Annotated in this window: 10 protein-coding genes; 3 read left to right on the top strand and 7 right to left on the bottom strand. The window is 68.0% G+C overall.

Going from position 1 to position 14,579, the window contains the following annotated elements; genetic code table 11:
• Positions 1–91 precede the first annotated feature (91 nt).
• The 3 genes from NPA30_RS05240 (at position 92) to NPA30_RS05230 (ending at position 4,309) form a co-directional block, all read left to right on the top strand.
• Positions 92–1,339: an acetamidase/formamidase family protein gene (locus NPA30_RS05240; RefSeq protein ID WP_256801304.1), complete on the top strand. Its 1,248-nt coding sequence runs from the start codon at positions 92–94 to the stop codon at positions 1,337–1,339.
• Positions 1,340–1,473: 134 nt separating this feature from the next.
• The gene (locus NPA30_RS05235) at positions 1,474–3,822 is read left to right on the top strand and encodes an acetamidase/formamidase family protein (RefSeq protein ID WP_256801303.1); all 2,349 of its coding nucleotides are present in this window, start codon (positions 1,474–1,476) and stop codon (positions 3,820–3,822) included.
• Positions 3,823–3,925: 103 nt separating this feature from the next.
• Entirely contained in the window at positions 3,926–4,309 is a 384-nt protein-coding gene (locus NPA30_RS05230) for a RidA family protein (RefSeq protein WP_256801302.1), read from the top strand.
• Positions 4,310–4,324: 15 nt separating this feature from the next.
• Here the strand turns inward: NPA30_RS05230 and NPA30_RS05225 are convergent, their stop codons facing one another.
• The 7 genes from NPA30_RS05225 to NPA30_RS05195 all read right to left on the bottom strand — a co-directional run bounded on the left by NPA30_RS05225 (position 4,325) and on the right by NPA30_RS05195 (position 14,452).
• Complete coding sequence (locus NPA30_RS05225) at positions 4,325–5,146, bottom strand: ATP-binding cassette domain-containing protein (protein WP_256801301.1); 822 nt, start codon at positions 5,144–5,146, stop codon at positions 4,325–4,327.
• Positions 5,139–6,173 carry an ABC transporter ATP-binding protein gene (locus tag NPA30_RS05220; RefSeq protein WP_256801300.1) on the bottom strand — a complete coding sequence of 345 codons (1,035 nt, stop codon included), beginning with the start codon at positions 6,171–6,173 and terminating at the stop codon, positions 5,139–5,141. Before NPA30_RS05220 ends, NPA30_RS05225 begins: the two co-directional genes overlap by 8 nt.
• Entirely contained in the window at positions 6,173–7,072 is a 900-nt protein-coding gene (locus NPA30_RS05215) for an ABC transporter permease (RefSeq protein ID WP_256801299.1), read from the bottom strand. The genes NPA30_RS05220 and NPA30_RS05215 overlap by 1 nt, the downstream gene beginning before the upstream one ends.
• Positions 7,069–8,076 (bottom strand): ABC transporter permease, encoded by a 1,008-nt coding sequence (locus NPA30_RS05210; RefSeq protein ID WP_256801298.1) that lies wholly within the window; start codon positions 8,074–8,076, stop codon positions 7,069–7,071. Before NPA30_RS05210 ends, NPA30_RS05215 begins: the two co-directional genes overlap by 4 nt.
• Positions 8,077–8,254: 178 nt before the next feature.
• The gene (locus NPA30_RS05205) at positions 8,255–9,826 is read right to left on the bottom strand and encodes an ABC transporter substrate-binding protein (RefSeq protein WP_256801297.1); all 1,572 of its coding nucleotides are present in this window, start codon (positions 9,824–9,826) and stop codon (positions 8,255–8,257) included.
• 34 nt (positions 9,827–9,860) lie between these two features.
• A complete protein-coding gene (locus NPA30_RS05200; protein WP_256801296.1) occupies positions 9,861–13,700 on the bottom strand; it encodes a hydantoinase B/oxoprolinase family protein in 3,840 nt (1,279 codons plus the stop codon).
• Complete coding sequence (locus tag NPA30_RS05195; protein WP_256801295.1) at positions 13,697–14,452, bottom strand: IclR family transcriptional regulator; 756 nt, start codon at positions 14,450–14,452, stop codon at positions 13,697–13,699. The genes NPA30_RS05200 and NPA30_RS05195 overlap by 4 nt, the downstream gene beginning before the upstream one ends.
• Positions 14,453–14,579 lie beyond the last annotated feature (127 nt).

The raw sequence follows: 14,579 nt of genomic DNA, 5'->3' as shown, positions 1-14,579 counted from the left end.
CAGTCCTTTTTCGGCCAGGCCCTCCACGCGGGCTATCGCCGTCGATCCCCTTCCCGCCCGAAAGCGCCAGCCGACAATTGGGAGAACCCTGATGAAACACCACTCGCTTCCGGTGTCGCCGCAGACCGTCCACTGGGGCTACTTCTCGAAGGCGGTGGCACCCGCGCTGACCGTGACGTCCGGCGATCGCGTGACGATCGAGACTCTCACCCACCACGCCAATGACGACTACGAGCGAATGATCGCCGGCGACTCCGCGGCGGAGGCGATCTTCCACTGGACCGCGGAGGAGAAGACGATCGCGCGGCGTGGCGCGGGCCCGACCGAGGGCCCCTTCCGCTACGGCTCCGGCGAGGGCGTGGGCGTCCACCTGATGACCGGCCCGGTGGCGGTCGAGGGCGCCGAGGCGGGCGACATCCTGGAGGTTCGGGTCCTCGACGTCAGGCCGCGCCCATCCGCCAGCGCCTGCTATTGCGGCCGCTGCTTCGGCTCCAACGCCGCCGCGTCCTGGGGCTTCCAATACAAGGACCTGATCGAAGAGCCGAAGCCGCGCGAGGTCGTCACCATCTTCGAGCTCGACACCAGCGGCGAGCCCTTCGCCAAGGCCGTCTACAACTATGTGTGGACGCCGCAGACCGACCCGGACGGCATCGTCCACCCGACCATCGACTACCCGGGCGTGCGGGTCGACCACACGCTGGTCAGGCGCCGCGAGAACATCCTGCAGAATGTGCGCGTGCCCGCCCGTCTGCACTTCGGTACGATGGGCCTCGCCCCCGCGGAGAGCGACTACGTCAGCTCCATTCCGCCCTCCTACACCGGCGGCAACATCGACGACTGGCGGATCGGTAAGGGCGCGCGGATGTATTATCCGGTCGCCGTCGACGGCGCCTTCTTCTCGGTCGGCGACCCGCACGCGGCGCAGGGCGACAGTGAGCTTGGCGGAACTGCGATCGAGACCTCGCTGACCGGCGACTTCGAATTCGTCCTCCACAAGCGAGCCGATCTCGGGGGTACGATCCTCGAAGGCCTCTGCCACCCGATGCTCGAGACCGCCGAGCAGTGGTCGGTCTACGGTTTCACCTTCGCCAACTATCTCGCCGAGCTCGGCCCGGCGGCGCAGACCGAGGTCGGCAACCACGCCAGCATCGACCGGGCGATGCGCGACGCCTTCCGTAAGCTGCGGCGCTTCCTGATGACGGCCCACAAGCTCAGTGAGGACGAGGCGATCGCGCTGATGTCGGTCGCCGCCGACTTCGGCGTGACGCAGGTCGTCGATGCCAATTGGGGCGTGCACGGCTCGATCCGCAAGGAGATCTTCCGCTGCACGGGGGTCTGAGACAGGGACTCGCCATCGCTTCTTCGCAGGTGCAGTATGGGTTCGGCCGCCGCGACATGCGGCCGCACGCATCACGGCTCGAGGCGGAGCGTCGACGACGGGCGCGGCCCGCCCGGCCCGCTTCGGGACGCGGCATGACGGTCCGGCATTATGCAAGCGAGTCCTACACCGAAGTCGCGCGCGGCGGCGCCTGGCGCGAGGTCCTGGCTGAGCTCGGCCTGCGCTCGGGGATCGACGCCGGACTGGCCGACGGCTACGCCACGGCGGTGCTGCGCGGGGCCGGCGACCGGCTGATCGTCGGCCGCCTGACCGCCGCTGCCCAGAGCTTCAGGCCGGCCCGCGGCCGCGGCCGTCTGTCCTGCCTGGTTCTTCCGCTCGACGACGGCGCCAGGCTGACGCGGGCGCCAGGACTCGAGGCGACCGCAGTCGAGCCGGGAAGCCTGGTGCTGCTGCCGGCCGCCGCCGATTGGAGTCTGACGCTCGACAAGACCCTGCCGGCCATCGTCCTGTGCGTCGGTGAGGCCGTCTTCAACGGCCGCCGGACCGGGCTCGCGGGCGTCGGCCAGGCGGAGATCGCGCCGACGAGCGGGCTTGTCGCGATACTGGCGGGACTGCTGCGCGCCGTCAGCGACGAAGTGGAGCACCTGTCGACCGTGGAATGGCAGTCGCTCGAGCAGAGCTTGGCCGAGCTCTATCTGACCGTGGTGCTGAGCGCGCAGAGCCGGCATGCCGCGGACGCTCCGGCCGTTGGGTCGAGCGGCCTCCTGCACCGGATCACGCGCACCATCGAGCAGCGGCTGGCCGACCCGGATCTCAGCGCGGTGCGGGTCGCGCGCCTGGAGGGCATTTCCGAGCGGTATCTCCAGAAGCTGTTCGAGGAAACCGGCGAGAGCTTCGGCCTGTACCTGCGCGAGCGGCGCCTTCAGGCGGCGCGCGCCACCCTCAGCGAGCCACGCGACGTGGGCCTGGCCGTGTCGGACATCGCCTATGCCTGCGGCTTCAGCGACCCCGCCAACTTCAACCGGCTGTTCAAGGCTCGCTTCGGCCAGTCTCCGGGCGTCTTCCGCAAACAAGCGACACGGCCGGACGCCGTCGCTGCGACCAGTCGGGCCGACCAGCGCGGCTGGCCGGTCGAGGCGCTCACGGCCAAGGCCATGCGGCCGCCGCCGCGCTCGATGCCCGTCCCTGAGCAGGCCGGGACCGCCGAGCGGCCGGAGCCTGCCGAGGGGCCGGTGCATCATCACCTCCCGGTTCGCGCCGCGCACGTTCATTGGGGCTTCTTCAGCCGCTCGCTGTCGCCGGTCCTGGAGATCGCCTCCGGTGACACCGTCACCGTCGAGACGATGACGCAGCACGCCTCGGACGACCACGAGCTGATGATCCGCGGCGATCCGGCCGCCGAGGAGATCTTCCGATGGGGGCCGACGGGCAAGACGATCGACCGGCGCGGCGCCGGCCCGATGGATGCCTCCATCTTCGGCCGCGGTGCCGGCGAGGGCTTCGGCGTCCACATCTGCACCGGCCCGATCGCCATCCGCGATGCCGAACCGGGCGACGTGGTCGAGGTGCGCATCCTCGACATGCAGCCGCGGCCGAGCCTGAGTCCGGGTCGGGAGGGCCGCTGCTTCGCCTCCAGCGCCGCCGCCTGGTGGGGCTACCACTACCGCGATCTGGTGGAGCGGCCGAAGCCGCGCGAGACGATCACCGTCTACGAAATCTTCCCCGATGCGGAAGACCCCTACGCTACGGCACTCTACGCCTATCGCTGGGCACCGCAGACCGACCCCTTCGGCATCGTCCACCGGATCTACGACTACCCGGGCGTACCGGTGGACACGCGCCGCATCGAACCGGTTGCGGACGTTCTTACCGGCATCCGCATCCCGCTGCGACCGCATTTCGGGGTCATCGGATTAGCACCGCGCGAGGCGCCGCTGGTCGATTCGGTGCCTCCGGCCTATTTCGGCGGCAATCTCGACAACTGGCGGCTCGGACGCGGCGCGGCGGTCTATTTGCCGGTCTCGGTGCCGGGCGGGCTGCTTTCAATCGGCGATCCGCATGCCACCCAGGGCGACGGCGAAGTGGCTGGCACGGCAATCGAATGCTCGATGACCGGCCGGCTTGCCATCCGCCTGCACAAGAAGGCGCAGTTGCCCGGTCGACCGATCGCCGACCTCACCTATCCGATCATCGAAACTCCGACCGACTGGGTGCTGACCGGCTTCAGCCACCCCAACTACCTGGCCGAGTTCGGCGCCAAGGGGCAGAGCGAGGTCTACAGCAGGTCCTCGCTCGACCTTGCGATGGCCGACGCCTTCCGCAAGACGCGGCGCTTCCTGATGAGCACGCAGGGCCTCAGCGAGGACGAGGCGGTCTCGCTGATGTCGGCGGCCATCGATTTCGGCGTCACCCAGGTTGTCGACGGCAACTGGGGCGTCCACGCCATCATTCGCAAGACGCTGCTGCGCCGGGCGGCGGACTGAAGGGGGATTGCGGCGGCATGCGGCCGTCGGCGCACGGTCCGCCCGGCTGCCGCGCGCGGCAGGGTGGGCCTTGTCGAACAACCGAGACAGCGAGGCGTGTTGCATGGAGTTCCACATGATCTCGAGCGGACCGAAGCCGGTCGCGCCGTTTAGCCACGCCGTCGAGACCGATGGCCTCGTCTTCCTCACCGGCCAGATGCCGGACACGCCGGAGATGCCGGGGGTGCTGCCGGAAGGCATCGTCGCCCAGACGCACGCCGCGATGGCGAACCTCCAGCTGGTGCTTGGCGGTCTCGGCCTCGGGTTCGAACACGTGGTAATGGCGCGGGTCTATCTTACGCGCTTCAAGGAGGACTACGCCGCCATGAACGCCACCTATCGCGACTACTTCCCGATCGACCGCCTCCCGGCGCGCACCTGCGTCGGCGTCACCGGCCTCGCCTACGACTCGCTGATCGAGATCGATCTCGTGGCCCGGCGTCCCTGAACCGGCCGCGCCGGCTCAGCCGGACGGCGTCGCCGGCGGCACCCTCACCTTCGGCGCGGCGCCGAGCAGCATGCGGGCGTAGTCGCTCTGCGGCGCGTCGAAAATTTCGCGCGTCGGCCCTTCCTCGACTAGAACGCCGCTGTGGATCAGCGCAACGCGGTCGCAGAGATATCGCACCACCGCGAGATCGTGGCTGATAAACAAGTAGGTCAGCCCGAGACGGTCCTGCAGGTCGATCAGGAGGTTGAGCACCTGAGCCTGGACCGATACGTCGAGTGCGGAGGTCGGCTCGTCGAGGAGGAGGAGCTCCGGCCCGGCGGCCAGGGCGCGGGCGATGCCGATCCGCTGCCGCTGCCCGCCGGAGAATTCGTGCGGATTGCGGGCAAGGTGCTGGGTCGAGAGGCCGACAAGCGCGAGCAGTTCGGCGGCCCGGTCACGCCGCCCGGCGCGGTCGAGGCGCAGGATGTCGCGGTGGACCAGCATCGGCTCGCTGACGATCTCTTCGACCGTCATCCGCGGGTTTAGTGAGGCGTAAGGGTCTTGAAACACGATCTGGATCCTGGCCCGCAGCGTCCGCAGCGCCTTCGGTCCCAGCCGCGCCATGTCCTCACCCTTGAACAGAATGCGGCCGGCGGTCGGGGCTTCGAGCCGCAGGATCGACCGGGTCAGCGTTGTCTTGCCCGAGCCGCTCTCGCCGACCAGGCCGAAGCTCTCGCCCGGAGTGACCGCCAGGGAGACTCCTTTCAGCGCATCGACGGCGGCGCTGCGTCCAAACAGACTGCGGCGGGCGGGATACGTCTTGCGGACGCCCTGGATCTCGAGGATCGGCTCAACCATCGGCGATCTTTGGCTGCCGCACGGGATGATAGCAGGCGACCGCGTGCCCCGGCGCGACCGGGCCGGTCCCCGGAAAGCGGGCCCGGCATTCCGCCGTCGCACGGTCGCAGCGGGGCGCGAAGCGGCAACCGGGGGGTGGACGGATCAGATCCGGCACGACCCCGGGCAGTCCCTGCAGTTGCCCGCGCGGCGTGTCGCGCATCGGAATCGCCGCCATCAGGGCCCGCGTGTAGGGATGCGCCGGCCGCTCGATCACCGCGGCGACCGGCCCAGTCTCGACGACATTGCCGGCGTACATCACCGCCACGTGGGTGCAGGTCTCGGCGACAACGCCGAGATTGTGGGTGATCAGGATCACGCCGATGTCGTGATCCGCGACCATGCTTTGGATGAGCTTCAGGATCTGCGCCTGCACCGACACGTCCAGGGCCGTGGTCGGCTCGTCTGCGATCAGGAGATCCGGCCGCCCGATCAGCGCCATCGCGATCAGGACGCGCTGGCGCATGCCGCCCGAAAACTCGTGCGGGTAGCTCGCAAGACGGGCTTGCGCATCGGGAATGCCGACCCGCTCCAGCAACCGTGCCGCAAGGTCGCGCGCCTGGCGGCGGCGGCCGAACTGCTGCGGCGTCGCATCGTCGAGGAGCGAGGGATCGTGCGACGCGGCGGCGAGCGCGACGTCGACCAGTTGCTCGCCGATCCGCACGGTCGGATTGAGATTGGTGGTCGGATCCTGGAAGATCATCCCGATCCTCTTGCCGCGCAGCGCCTGCATCCGGTGCGGCGCGAGCCGCATCAGATCCTCGCCCTCGAAGCGGATGCTCCCTTGCGGGTAACGCGCCGGCGGCGTCGGCACGAGGCGCGAGATCGACAGGCCGGTCAGCGACTTGCCGCAACCTGACTCGCCGACCACACCCCAGACCTCGCCCCGGCGTACAGTCAGGTCGACACCGTTCAGGACATGAGCGAGGCCGTCGAAGCTGGACATCGTGAGGTGAAGATCGCGGATCTCGAGCAGCGCCTCGGACATCAGCGTCGTCCCCTTGGGTCAAGCACGTCCCGGAGGCCGTCGCCGAGGAGGTTGAAACCGAACACGGCCAGGAACATCGCCATCCCCGGCGCCATCGCCGTCCACCAGTAGTCGGGCATGTAGGACCGGGCGGTCGACAGAAGCGTTCCCCATTCGGGCGTCGGCGGCCGGACGCCGATGCCGATGAAGCCGAGGCCAGCGACGGTGAGGATGGCGAAGCCCATGTCGAGCGACATCTTGACAATGATCGGCGACAGGCAATTGGGCAGGATGTGCCGAAACAGGACGCGCGCTGGCGACGCGCCGATGGCGCGTGCCGCGGTGACATAGACCTCCTCGCGCGCCGCCAGCACCTCGCCGCGCACCAGACGCGCGTAGCCCGGCCACCAGGACAGCGAGATCGCCAGCACCATGTTCTCGAAGCCGGGCCCGAGGGCCGCGGCGATCGCCATCGCCAGGATCAGGCTCGGGATGGTGAGCACCAGATCGGTGAAGCGCATCAGCGCTTCGTCCACAAGCCCGCCCGCGAACCCCGCCACGGCACCGACCAGCGTGCCGAGGAGGGAGCCGATGATCACGACGCCGAACCCGGCCAGCACCGAGACGGTGGTACCCGCCATGGTCAGCGACAGGACGTCCTGGCCGACCTCGTTGGTGCCGAAAGGATGGGCTGCCGAAGGAGCGAGAAAGCGCGCTGCGGTACTGACGCTGCCGCGCACGTCGTCCGGGTAGGGCGCGAGCACCGAACCTAACAGCGCGAAGAACAGGACGAGGGCGACGATCGCCGCGCCGAGCAGCGACAGCCGACTCTGGCGGAAGCGGAAAAGCGCCCGGGCGAGCTTTTCGCGGCGCACAGGACCTGCGGCCGTCGCTGCGATCGGATCGGCGAGCTTGCTCATGCGTAGCGGACCTTGGGGTTGATCAACCCGTAGGCGGTGTCGATCAGAAGGTTGGCGACCACGAAGATCAGCCCGGACACCAGCGCAACGCCGATCACCGGCATCATGTCCTGGGACACGATCGCCTTGGTGGCATAGAGTCCAAGCCCTGGCCAGTCGAATACGGTTTCGACCAGCACCGTGCCGCCGAGCAGCCAGCCGAAATACAGGCCGATCACCGTCAGCGTCGCCGAGAAGGCGTTGCGGGCGATCACCTTGGTGACGATCTTGCGGCGCGGCAGCCCGAGCGCCCGCGCGGTGGTGACGTAGTCCTGCCCCATCACTTCGATTGCCGACGCCCGCATCATCCGCATGATGGTGGCGAGCGGGGAGAGCGACAGTGCGATCGTCGGCATCGCGAGATGGCGCAGCGCCGTGACGAAGATCGTCCCGTTGCCGGAGAGCAGCGCGTCAATCGTGAGGAAGCCCGTCACCTTGTGCGGCGGAAAGACGATAATCGGCAGGCGGCCGCCGAGCGGCAGCCACATCAGCCACATGGCGAAGACGAGCTGCAGCAGGAGGCCGAGGAAGAAACGCGGCATCGAGATCGCGCCGATGGCCACGACCTGCGAGAGGTAGTCCGGCCATCGGTTGCGCCACAGCGCTGTCAACAGGCCGAGCGGCACGCCGAGGATAACGGCAAGCGCCAGAGCGGCGAGCACCAGTTCCAGCGTCGCTGGCAGGTAGGTCGCGATGTCTTGCGCCACTGGCCGGCGGGTCAGCAGCGAGCGCCCGAGATCGCCGCGGGCGAGCCCCGCCACATACGTGCCGTATTGCGCCCAGATCGGCCGGTCGAGGCCGAACTCCGTCGCCAGCGCCTGGCGCTCGGCCTGCGTCGCGTTCGCGCCAGCGGCAAGTCCGACGGGATCGCCCGGCAGGAGACGAGCGATCACGAACATGATGATCGTCAGCCCAAAGATTACAGGGATCAGCAGCAGAATCCGCCTGAGGATGAACTGGAGCATGGTGCTGGTCCGGGCTAGGTCGTGCCGCTTGAAGCGCGCCGACGGGATGCATGGGAGGCTCACCGATGATCGAGATGGTCGCCCGACGCGGACAGACGGCCCCGTCGAGCGGCTCGGCGGTCACCCGGGGGCGAGCGGGCGGTCCTCCGGGACCGCGGAGGCCCGGAGGCGGTTCGCGTCAAGCCAGGGACAGCGGCCAGCACTCGATGGCGTTAGCGGCTACCGGCGAGAAGGCGTAGTTCTCGACCGCGTCGCGCAGCCCGAGCTTGCGCTTCTCGAGGACGCCGAAGATATCGGGCGCGTCGGCGACAATGGTTTTCTGGAACTGCTTGTAGAGGTCGACGCGCTCGGCTTTGTCGGTCGCTGTTCGCGCCGCCTCAATCAGCGCGTCGACCTTCGGATCGTGGAACACCGGGTTCTGCCAGCTGCCATTGTTGGCCGAATGGTAGGCTGCGAAGGCGATGTTGTCGGGATCGGCATAGTTGGCTGTCTGGTAGACCGGGAAAAGGTCGGGGACCGTTTCGGTGCTGGCGCAGGCCGCCACCATGTCTGGCCAGGCGAGCGGCTGGATGTTGAGCCCGATGTTCAGCGCCTTCAAGCTGTCGAGCATCACGAGGGCGAAGCGCCGCTCCTGCTCAAGACCGGTGACATAGACCATCTTCAGCGTGAAGCCCCCGTCCGGCTTCTCGGTCTTGGCCATGAAGGATTTGGCCTTTTCGAGGTCCATCCGCGGCACCTCAAGGTTCGGATCATGCCCAAGGATGCCGTTCGGCAGCGGTCCGACCATCAACTCAGCATAGCCCGCCGTGTCCTTAAGCGCCTCGTAATTGGTGGCGTAGGAGATCGCCTTGCGCAGGTTCACGTCCGCGAGCGCGCCGTGGCCGGTGTTCATCTTGATCGAGAAGGTGCGGTATTCCGGCTCGATCACGCGGACCACGCTTGCAGCGCCGTCCAGTGCGTCCATGTCCTCCGAGGTCAAGTCGACGGCGATGTGCGCCTCGCCCCGCTGCAGCATCAGCCGCTGGGTCGCCGTTTCGCGCACGATCTGCCAGACGACACCGTCGAGATCGCCGCCGCCAGGCTGCCAGGCCGTTTCGGCGCGGCCAAGCTGGTAGAGCGTGCCCGGCTCAGCCCGCATGACCGTGAATGGTCCTGAACCGGCGAGGTTTGTCATCAGCCAGGTCTGGCCGTTGTCGCTGCCGAGATTGGCCTCCACCGCCGCCTTCTCGACAATGAAGAACCACGGGAGCACGGCAACGAAAGCCGCAAAAGGCTTTGCGAGGGTAAAGGTGACGGTGCCCGCGTTGGTCGCCTTGACGCTCTCCGGCGTCACGATGTTGCGGAGCATCCACGAATTGCCCTTGGCGAGCGTCATCGCGCGGCCGAAGGAGTAGACGACGTCCTCGGCCGTCACCTGGCTGCCGGACTGGAACTTGGCAGCGGAGTTCAGCTTGAAGGTATAGGTGGTGCCGTCCTGGCTGACGGTCCAGCTTTCGGCAAGTCCGGGAACCGAATCCGGCGGATTGCCGGCGACGCGAACCAGCGGATCGTAGACGTTGCGCAGGAGGAAGGCAGCCGAATAGCCGGAAGCGGTGTGTGGGTCGAAGTTCGGGATATCCTGGTTCGATGCGATGATCAGCACCTTGCCGGACTGAGCGAAGAGCTGCGGGGGGAACGACGCCGTGGCAAGCCCCGCGCCTGCCATGGCCAGCAGGCCACGGCGCGTGATCGAAAATGCGGACTGCGTCATCTCAATGCTCCTGGCTGCTTGGTCGGGACGGAGATCAAATTACCGGTTCGGCGTCGCTTCGGGCGGCGGGCGTCTTGGCGCGGTAGTGGGACTCGACATGGGCGGGGGTGACAAAGCCGAGCGCGAGATCCAGGGCCACATCGTCTGGATTGCGCTCCTGCGGCGAACCAAACCCCGCCCCGCCCGCCAGCACGACCTCGATGATCTCGCCCGTGCGCTTCAGCGTCAGAAGTTCACCGTGGCCGCAGTCCCTGAGGACGGTACCGTCCGCGTCCAGAACCCGGCCGGAGGCGGCACCGCCCGGCTTGCCCCCGAACAGGCCGTCGATCGGATTGTCGACGCCCTCGGGATAGATAGAGACCAGCATGTCGAGCCCGTCCTCGTCGCGCTTGCGTAGGCGCACGCGCTGGCCGAGGCCGCCACGGTGCCGTCCGGCACCGCCGGAATCCGGCTGGAAGGCCTTTTCGAGCACCAGTAGCGGAGCCCGAGTCTCGATCAACTCGACCGAGGTGTTGGCCGCCGAAGTCGGCCAGAGCAGCGCCGAGTGGCCGTCGCCACGTGCCGAGCCGCCCTGCCCGCCGCCGCAGAACAGCATGTCTGAGTAGAGGCGGCCGTCAGCGTCGCGTCCGTAGATGTTGGTCGGCGTCGGCAGGCCGGTGAAGGACTGCACGGCGTGTGAGGCCGCGCCGGACAGCGCGGTGAAGATGTTGGGCGCCAGGTACCAACCGGTGCGGGTGCGCATGTTCACCGCGGCTGGATAGGTCGGGTTGAGGATCGAGCCTTTCGGCGCCTGGACGGTGAAGGCTCGGTAGCAGCCGGCATTGCCGCGCACCGTCGGCGTCAGCATGCACTTCAGCGGATAAGTCGCATGCGCCGCCGTATAGTTCAGCGTCGAGTTGAGGCCGCCTTGCGGCAACTGCGGCGGCGCGCCGGCGAAGTCGATGGCTATGCGGTCGCCCGACACGGTCACGGTGACCGGATAGGTCAGGGTTTCGCCGAGCGGGTTGTTGGTGATCGTGCTGCGATATTCGCCGTCCGGGATCGCCCGAATGGCGTCGCGCATCGCCTTTTCCGAGAGGCCCTGCACGACTTCGCTGAGCGCGCCGAGATCGTACATGCCGTAATCGCCCATAAAGGCGGTGAGACGCTCGGCGCCGAGGCTGTTGGCGGCAACAAAGGAGAAGACGTCGCCGAGCACCTGCTCGCCGTTGCGCACGTTCTTGCGGATCAGCTCGATCAGCGTCTCGTTCGGGCGGCCCTCATCGAACAGCTTCATCGGCGGGATCTGAAGTCCCTCCTCATAGATCTCGCGGGCGTGCAGCGAGTCCTTCGTGCCCCCGATGTCGGAGACGTGGCCGACCGTTCCCATCAGCCCGACCAGCCGCCCGTCGCGGAAGGCCGGCGTGACGAGGGCGATGTCGAACAGATGACCGGCGCAAAGCCAAGGATCGTTGGTGATCAGGACATCGCCCGGTCGCAGCGTCTCGGCGGGGTAGCGGGCGAGCAGCGCCTTGACCGCCAAGGGCAGCGTCAGGTTGAACACCGGCATCGCCCGCGGCGAGTGGGCAAGCGTTTCACCCTGCCTGTCGAGCATCTCGCAGGCGAAGTCTTGCGCCTCGGCGATCACCAGCGAGAAGGCGGTGCGGCAGACGGTCAGCCACATCTCCTCGACGACGTTGACGAGGCGCGACCACATGATCTCAAGGCCGACCGGGTCGGCCGTGATGCGGGCGACTGCGGTCGCGCGGTCCATGCGCTCAGTGACCAGGGCCTCCGCGGCCGGCAGCGAGCCGATGGCGATGCACAAGGTCAGACTCGCGTCGATCGTCACCCGGTCGGACGGACCGATCACCGTCGTCGCCTCGCGCTCCTCAATGATGGCGGGGCCGGCGATCTCCTCACCCGGCTGCAGCGCGTAACGGTCGTAGACGGCCGTGTCGAAGGTCCCCTTCTCGAAGACGCAGCGACGCGTCCCCTTGATGCGACCGCCGGCCGAACCGCCGCCGGCCGCGCCGGTGAGCGCGAGCTTGGGCGTCGGGCCGACCGCCCGGACGCGGAAGTTCACCGCCTCGAAGCGCGCCCCTGAAAACGGCGCCGCGTAGCGGGCGGCATAGGCGGCGACGAAGGTGTCGCGGATCGCATCGAAATCCGACTGCGCCAACGGCCCGGCCGGCAGCGGGACAGCGATCTCGTGCATCTGGCCCACCAGTCGCATGTCGGCGCTGCGCTCGACCACCGCGTCGCCGGCTGCCACGCCGGCCCGCAGCAGGTGCTGCATCGCCTCGACTTCAAGCGCGGCGAGCGTGGCGTTCAGCGCGGCCGCGTCGAAGTCGGGCGCGAGTTCGACCCGTTGCGAGCGCACGCCCTCAAAGGACAGCGGCGCAGCGAGGAAGCCGAGCGCCGAGGCCGCGCCGGAGGCCGGCGGCACCAGAACAGAAGCGATGCCCATGGCCCGGGCAACGTCGACCGCATGTGCCGGCCCGGCGCCGCCGAAGCCGACCATCGCGTATTGCCGCGGATCCTTGCCGCGCTCAACCAGATGCACCCGGGCTGCCGAGGCCATGTTCTCGACCACGACCTTGTGGATGCCGAGCGCCATCGCATCGATACCGAGACCAAGCGTCGTGCCGAGCCGGCCGACGGCGGCTCGCGCTGCCTGGAGGTTAAGCGGCATCCGACCGCCCAGAAAAAAGCCCGGATCGTAGTAGCCGAGCACCAGATTGGCGTCGGTCACCGTCGGCTCCACACCGCCCATGCCGTAGCAAGCAGGTCCCGGATCGGAGCCCGCAGAGCGCGGCCCGACCTTCAGCAAGCCCACCTCGTCGGTTGCAGCGATCGAACCACCACCGGCGCCGATCTCGATCATCTCGATCACCGGCACCCGGATCGGCAGGCCGGATCCCTTGGTGAAGCGATGCACCCGCGCAGCCTCGATCTCGGGCGCGACCTCGGCCCGCCCGGCCTCGATCATACAGGCTTTGGCGGTGGTGCCGCCCATGTCGAATGAGATGACATCGGACAACCCGGCAGCCGCGCCGAACAGCGCCGTGGCAAGGCCCCCGCCGGCTGGTCCGCTCTCCAGGAGGCGGATCGGGAAGGCCCGCGCGGTTTCCAGCGACACGAGCCCACCTGCCGAATGCATCAGCCGGAGCGCACCCCCAAAGCCGGCACCGGCAAGCGCCGCCTCAATCTTCGTCAGGTAGCGGTGCATCAGCGGCTGCACGAAGGCGTTAGCCGTGGTCGTCACGGCGCGCTTGTACTCACCGATCTCGGCCACAACGGCGCTGGAGACCGAGACGGCGAGGTTGGGGAACGCGTCGCGAATGATCGCGGCGGCCCGCTCCTCGTGCGCCGGGTTGGCATAGGCGTGGAGAAACACGACGGCGATCGCCTCGCAGCCCTGCGCCACCAGCGCCTCCGCGGCCCGCCGAACCGCCGTCTCGTCGAGCGGGGTGACAATTCGGCCGAGCCCGTCGATCCGCTCGGGCACCTCGAGGCGCATGTCGCGCTGCACCATGGGCTCTGGAAACTGCACGAACAGGTCGTATATGTCGTAGCGCTGCTCGGTTCCCATCTCGAGAATATCGCGGAAACCCTGGGTAGTAATCAGGCCGACCGGCGCCCCCTTGCGCTCGATCACCGCGTTGGTGACAAGCGTCGTGCCATGGACGATCTCGGCGACGTCGGCATGGGTGATGCCGCCCATTTCGAGAAGCTCCAGCAGACCGATCAGCGCCGCCTCGGAAGGGTCGTGCGGCGTCGTCAGCCGCTTGTGCAGGATCACGCGCGCGTCTCGGGCATCGTAGAGGACGAAGTCGGTGAAGGTGCCGCCGATGTCGAAGCCGATGCGCCAACGGTTTTCTAGAACAGTCATGTCAGCACCTTGTTAATTAGCTTCGGCGGCTGGAAGGCCTCGTCACCAACCGCGTCGGCGATCTGCGCGGCCCCTCTGGCGAGCGCGGCGATCATCGCGTCGCGCTCCTTCTCGCTGACGGGCGAGTGCGGATAGACGATACAGAGGCTGACGGCCTCTTCGGTCATCGGATCAGCCACCGCGACGGCGATCCCGTCGACGCCGGCCGCCGCCTCCTGGTGCGACAGCGCATAACCCTGAGACCGGACGGCCGCGAGTTCGCGCCGTAGCGCCGGCGGCGCGTCCACCTCCGGATAAAGCGCCGCAAGCTGCTCGACGGAGAGTCGGGCCAGAAGCGTTCGCCCCGTTGCAGTCTGGTGCGCGGCGTGGCGCCGCCCGATCGTCGACACCACCCGGAGAGCGTTGGTGCCCTCGAAGTCGGCGACCGCGGTGACCTCGCGACCGTCGAGAATCGAGACGTATCCCGTGTGCCCGAATTCGCGACTGACCCGAAAAACCGCCGCGCTCGCCAGGCCGATGATCCCGGATGAGCGCCGAAAGGCCGCCGCGAGGTCGAGCATCGTCCGCCCCGGCCGGTAGCGGCGTGTGCCGGCGATGGTCTCGAGCATCCCGGCCTCCTGCATCGCCCGCAGCAGTCGCGAGGCTGATGCTTTTGGCAGGTCAAGACGCTCCGAGATGCCGGTCACCGTCAAGTCGACACAACCGGTGCCGAAGCAGCGCAGGACATTGGCAGCATTTTGCAGGATCGACATGCGGTTGTTCCGTTATCGGATACCGAGTTCCATTTGGCGAGACTGACAGACCCTCGCGCTCCCCGTCAATCCACCCTGCACAAAAAAGTAATAAGGCGAAAGATTAGGCATTCACCGCGCTTTGTCG

It is taken from the genome of Mangrovibrevibacter kandeliae, assembly GCF_024519155.1.
In the GTDB taxonomy this organism is placed as follows: domain Bacteria; phylum Pseudomonadota; class Alphaproteobacteria; order Rhizobiales; family Rhizobiaceae; genus Mangrovibrevibacter; species Mangrovibrevibacter kandeliae.
Note: the sequence above shows the minus strand (reverse complement) of the source record. Positions and strands in the feature narration are given on the sequence as shown.

Excerpts from the sequence above, each read along its gene's own strand:
- NPA30_RS05230 (WP_256801302.1), top strand. The coding sequence starts at position 3,926 with ATGGAGTTCCACATGATCTCGAGCGGACCGAAGCCGGTCGCGCCGTTT.
- NPA30_RS05220 (WP_256801300.1), bottom strand. The coding sequence starts at position 6,173 with ATGTCCGAGGCGCTGCTCGAGATCCGCGATCTTCACCTCACGATGTCC.
- NPA30_RS05215 (WP_256801299.1), bottom strand. The coding sequence starts at position 7,072 with ATGAGCAAGCTCGCCGATCCGATCGCAGCGACGGCCGCAGGTCCTGTG.
- NPA30_RS05225 (WP_256801301.1), bottom strand. The coding sequence starts at position 5,146 with ATGGTTGAGCCGATCCTCGAGATCCAGGGCGTCCGCAAGACGTATCCC.
- NPA30_RS05240 (WP_256801304.1), top strand. The coding sequence starts at position 92 with ATGAAACACCACTCGCTTCCGGTGTCGCCGCAGACCGTCCACTGGGGC.
- NPA30_RS05195 (WP_256801295.1), bottom strand. The coding sequence starts at position 14,452 with ATGTCGATCCTGCAAAATGCTGCCAATGTCCTGCGCTGCTTCGGCACC.
- NPA30_RS05235 (WP_256801303.1), top strand. The coding sequence starts at position 1,474 with ATGACGGTCCGGCATTATGCAAGCGAGTCCTACACCGAAGTCGCGCGC.
- NPA30_RS05200 (WP_256801296.1), bottom strand. The coding sequence starts at position 13,700 with ATGACTGTTCTAGAAAACCGTTGGCGCATCGGCTTCGACATCGGCGGC.
- NPA30_RS05210 (WP_256801298.1), bottom strand. The coding sequence starts at position 8,076 with ATGCTCCAGTTCATCCTCAGGCGGATTCTGCTGCTGATCCCTGTAATC.
- NPA30_RS05205 (WP_256801297.1), bottom strand. The coding sequence starts at position 9,826 with ATGACGCAGTCCGCATTTTCGATCACGCGCCGTGGCCTGCTGGCCATG.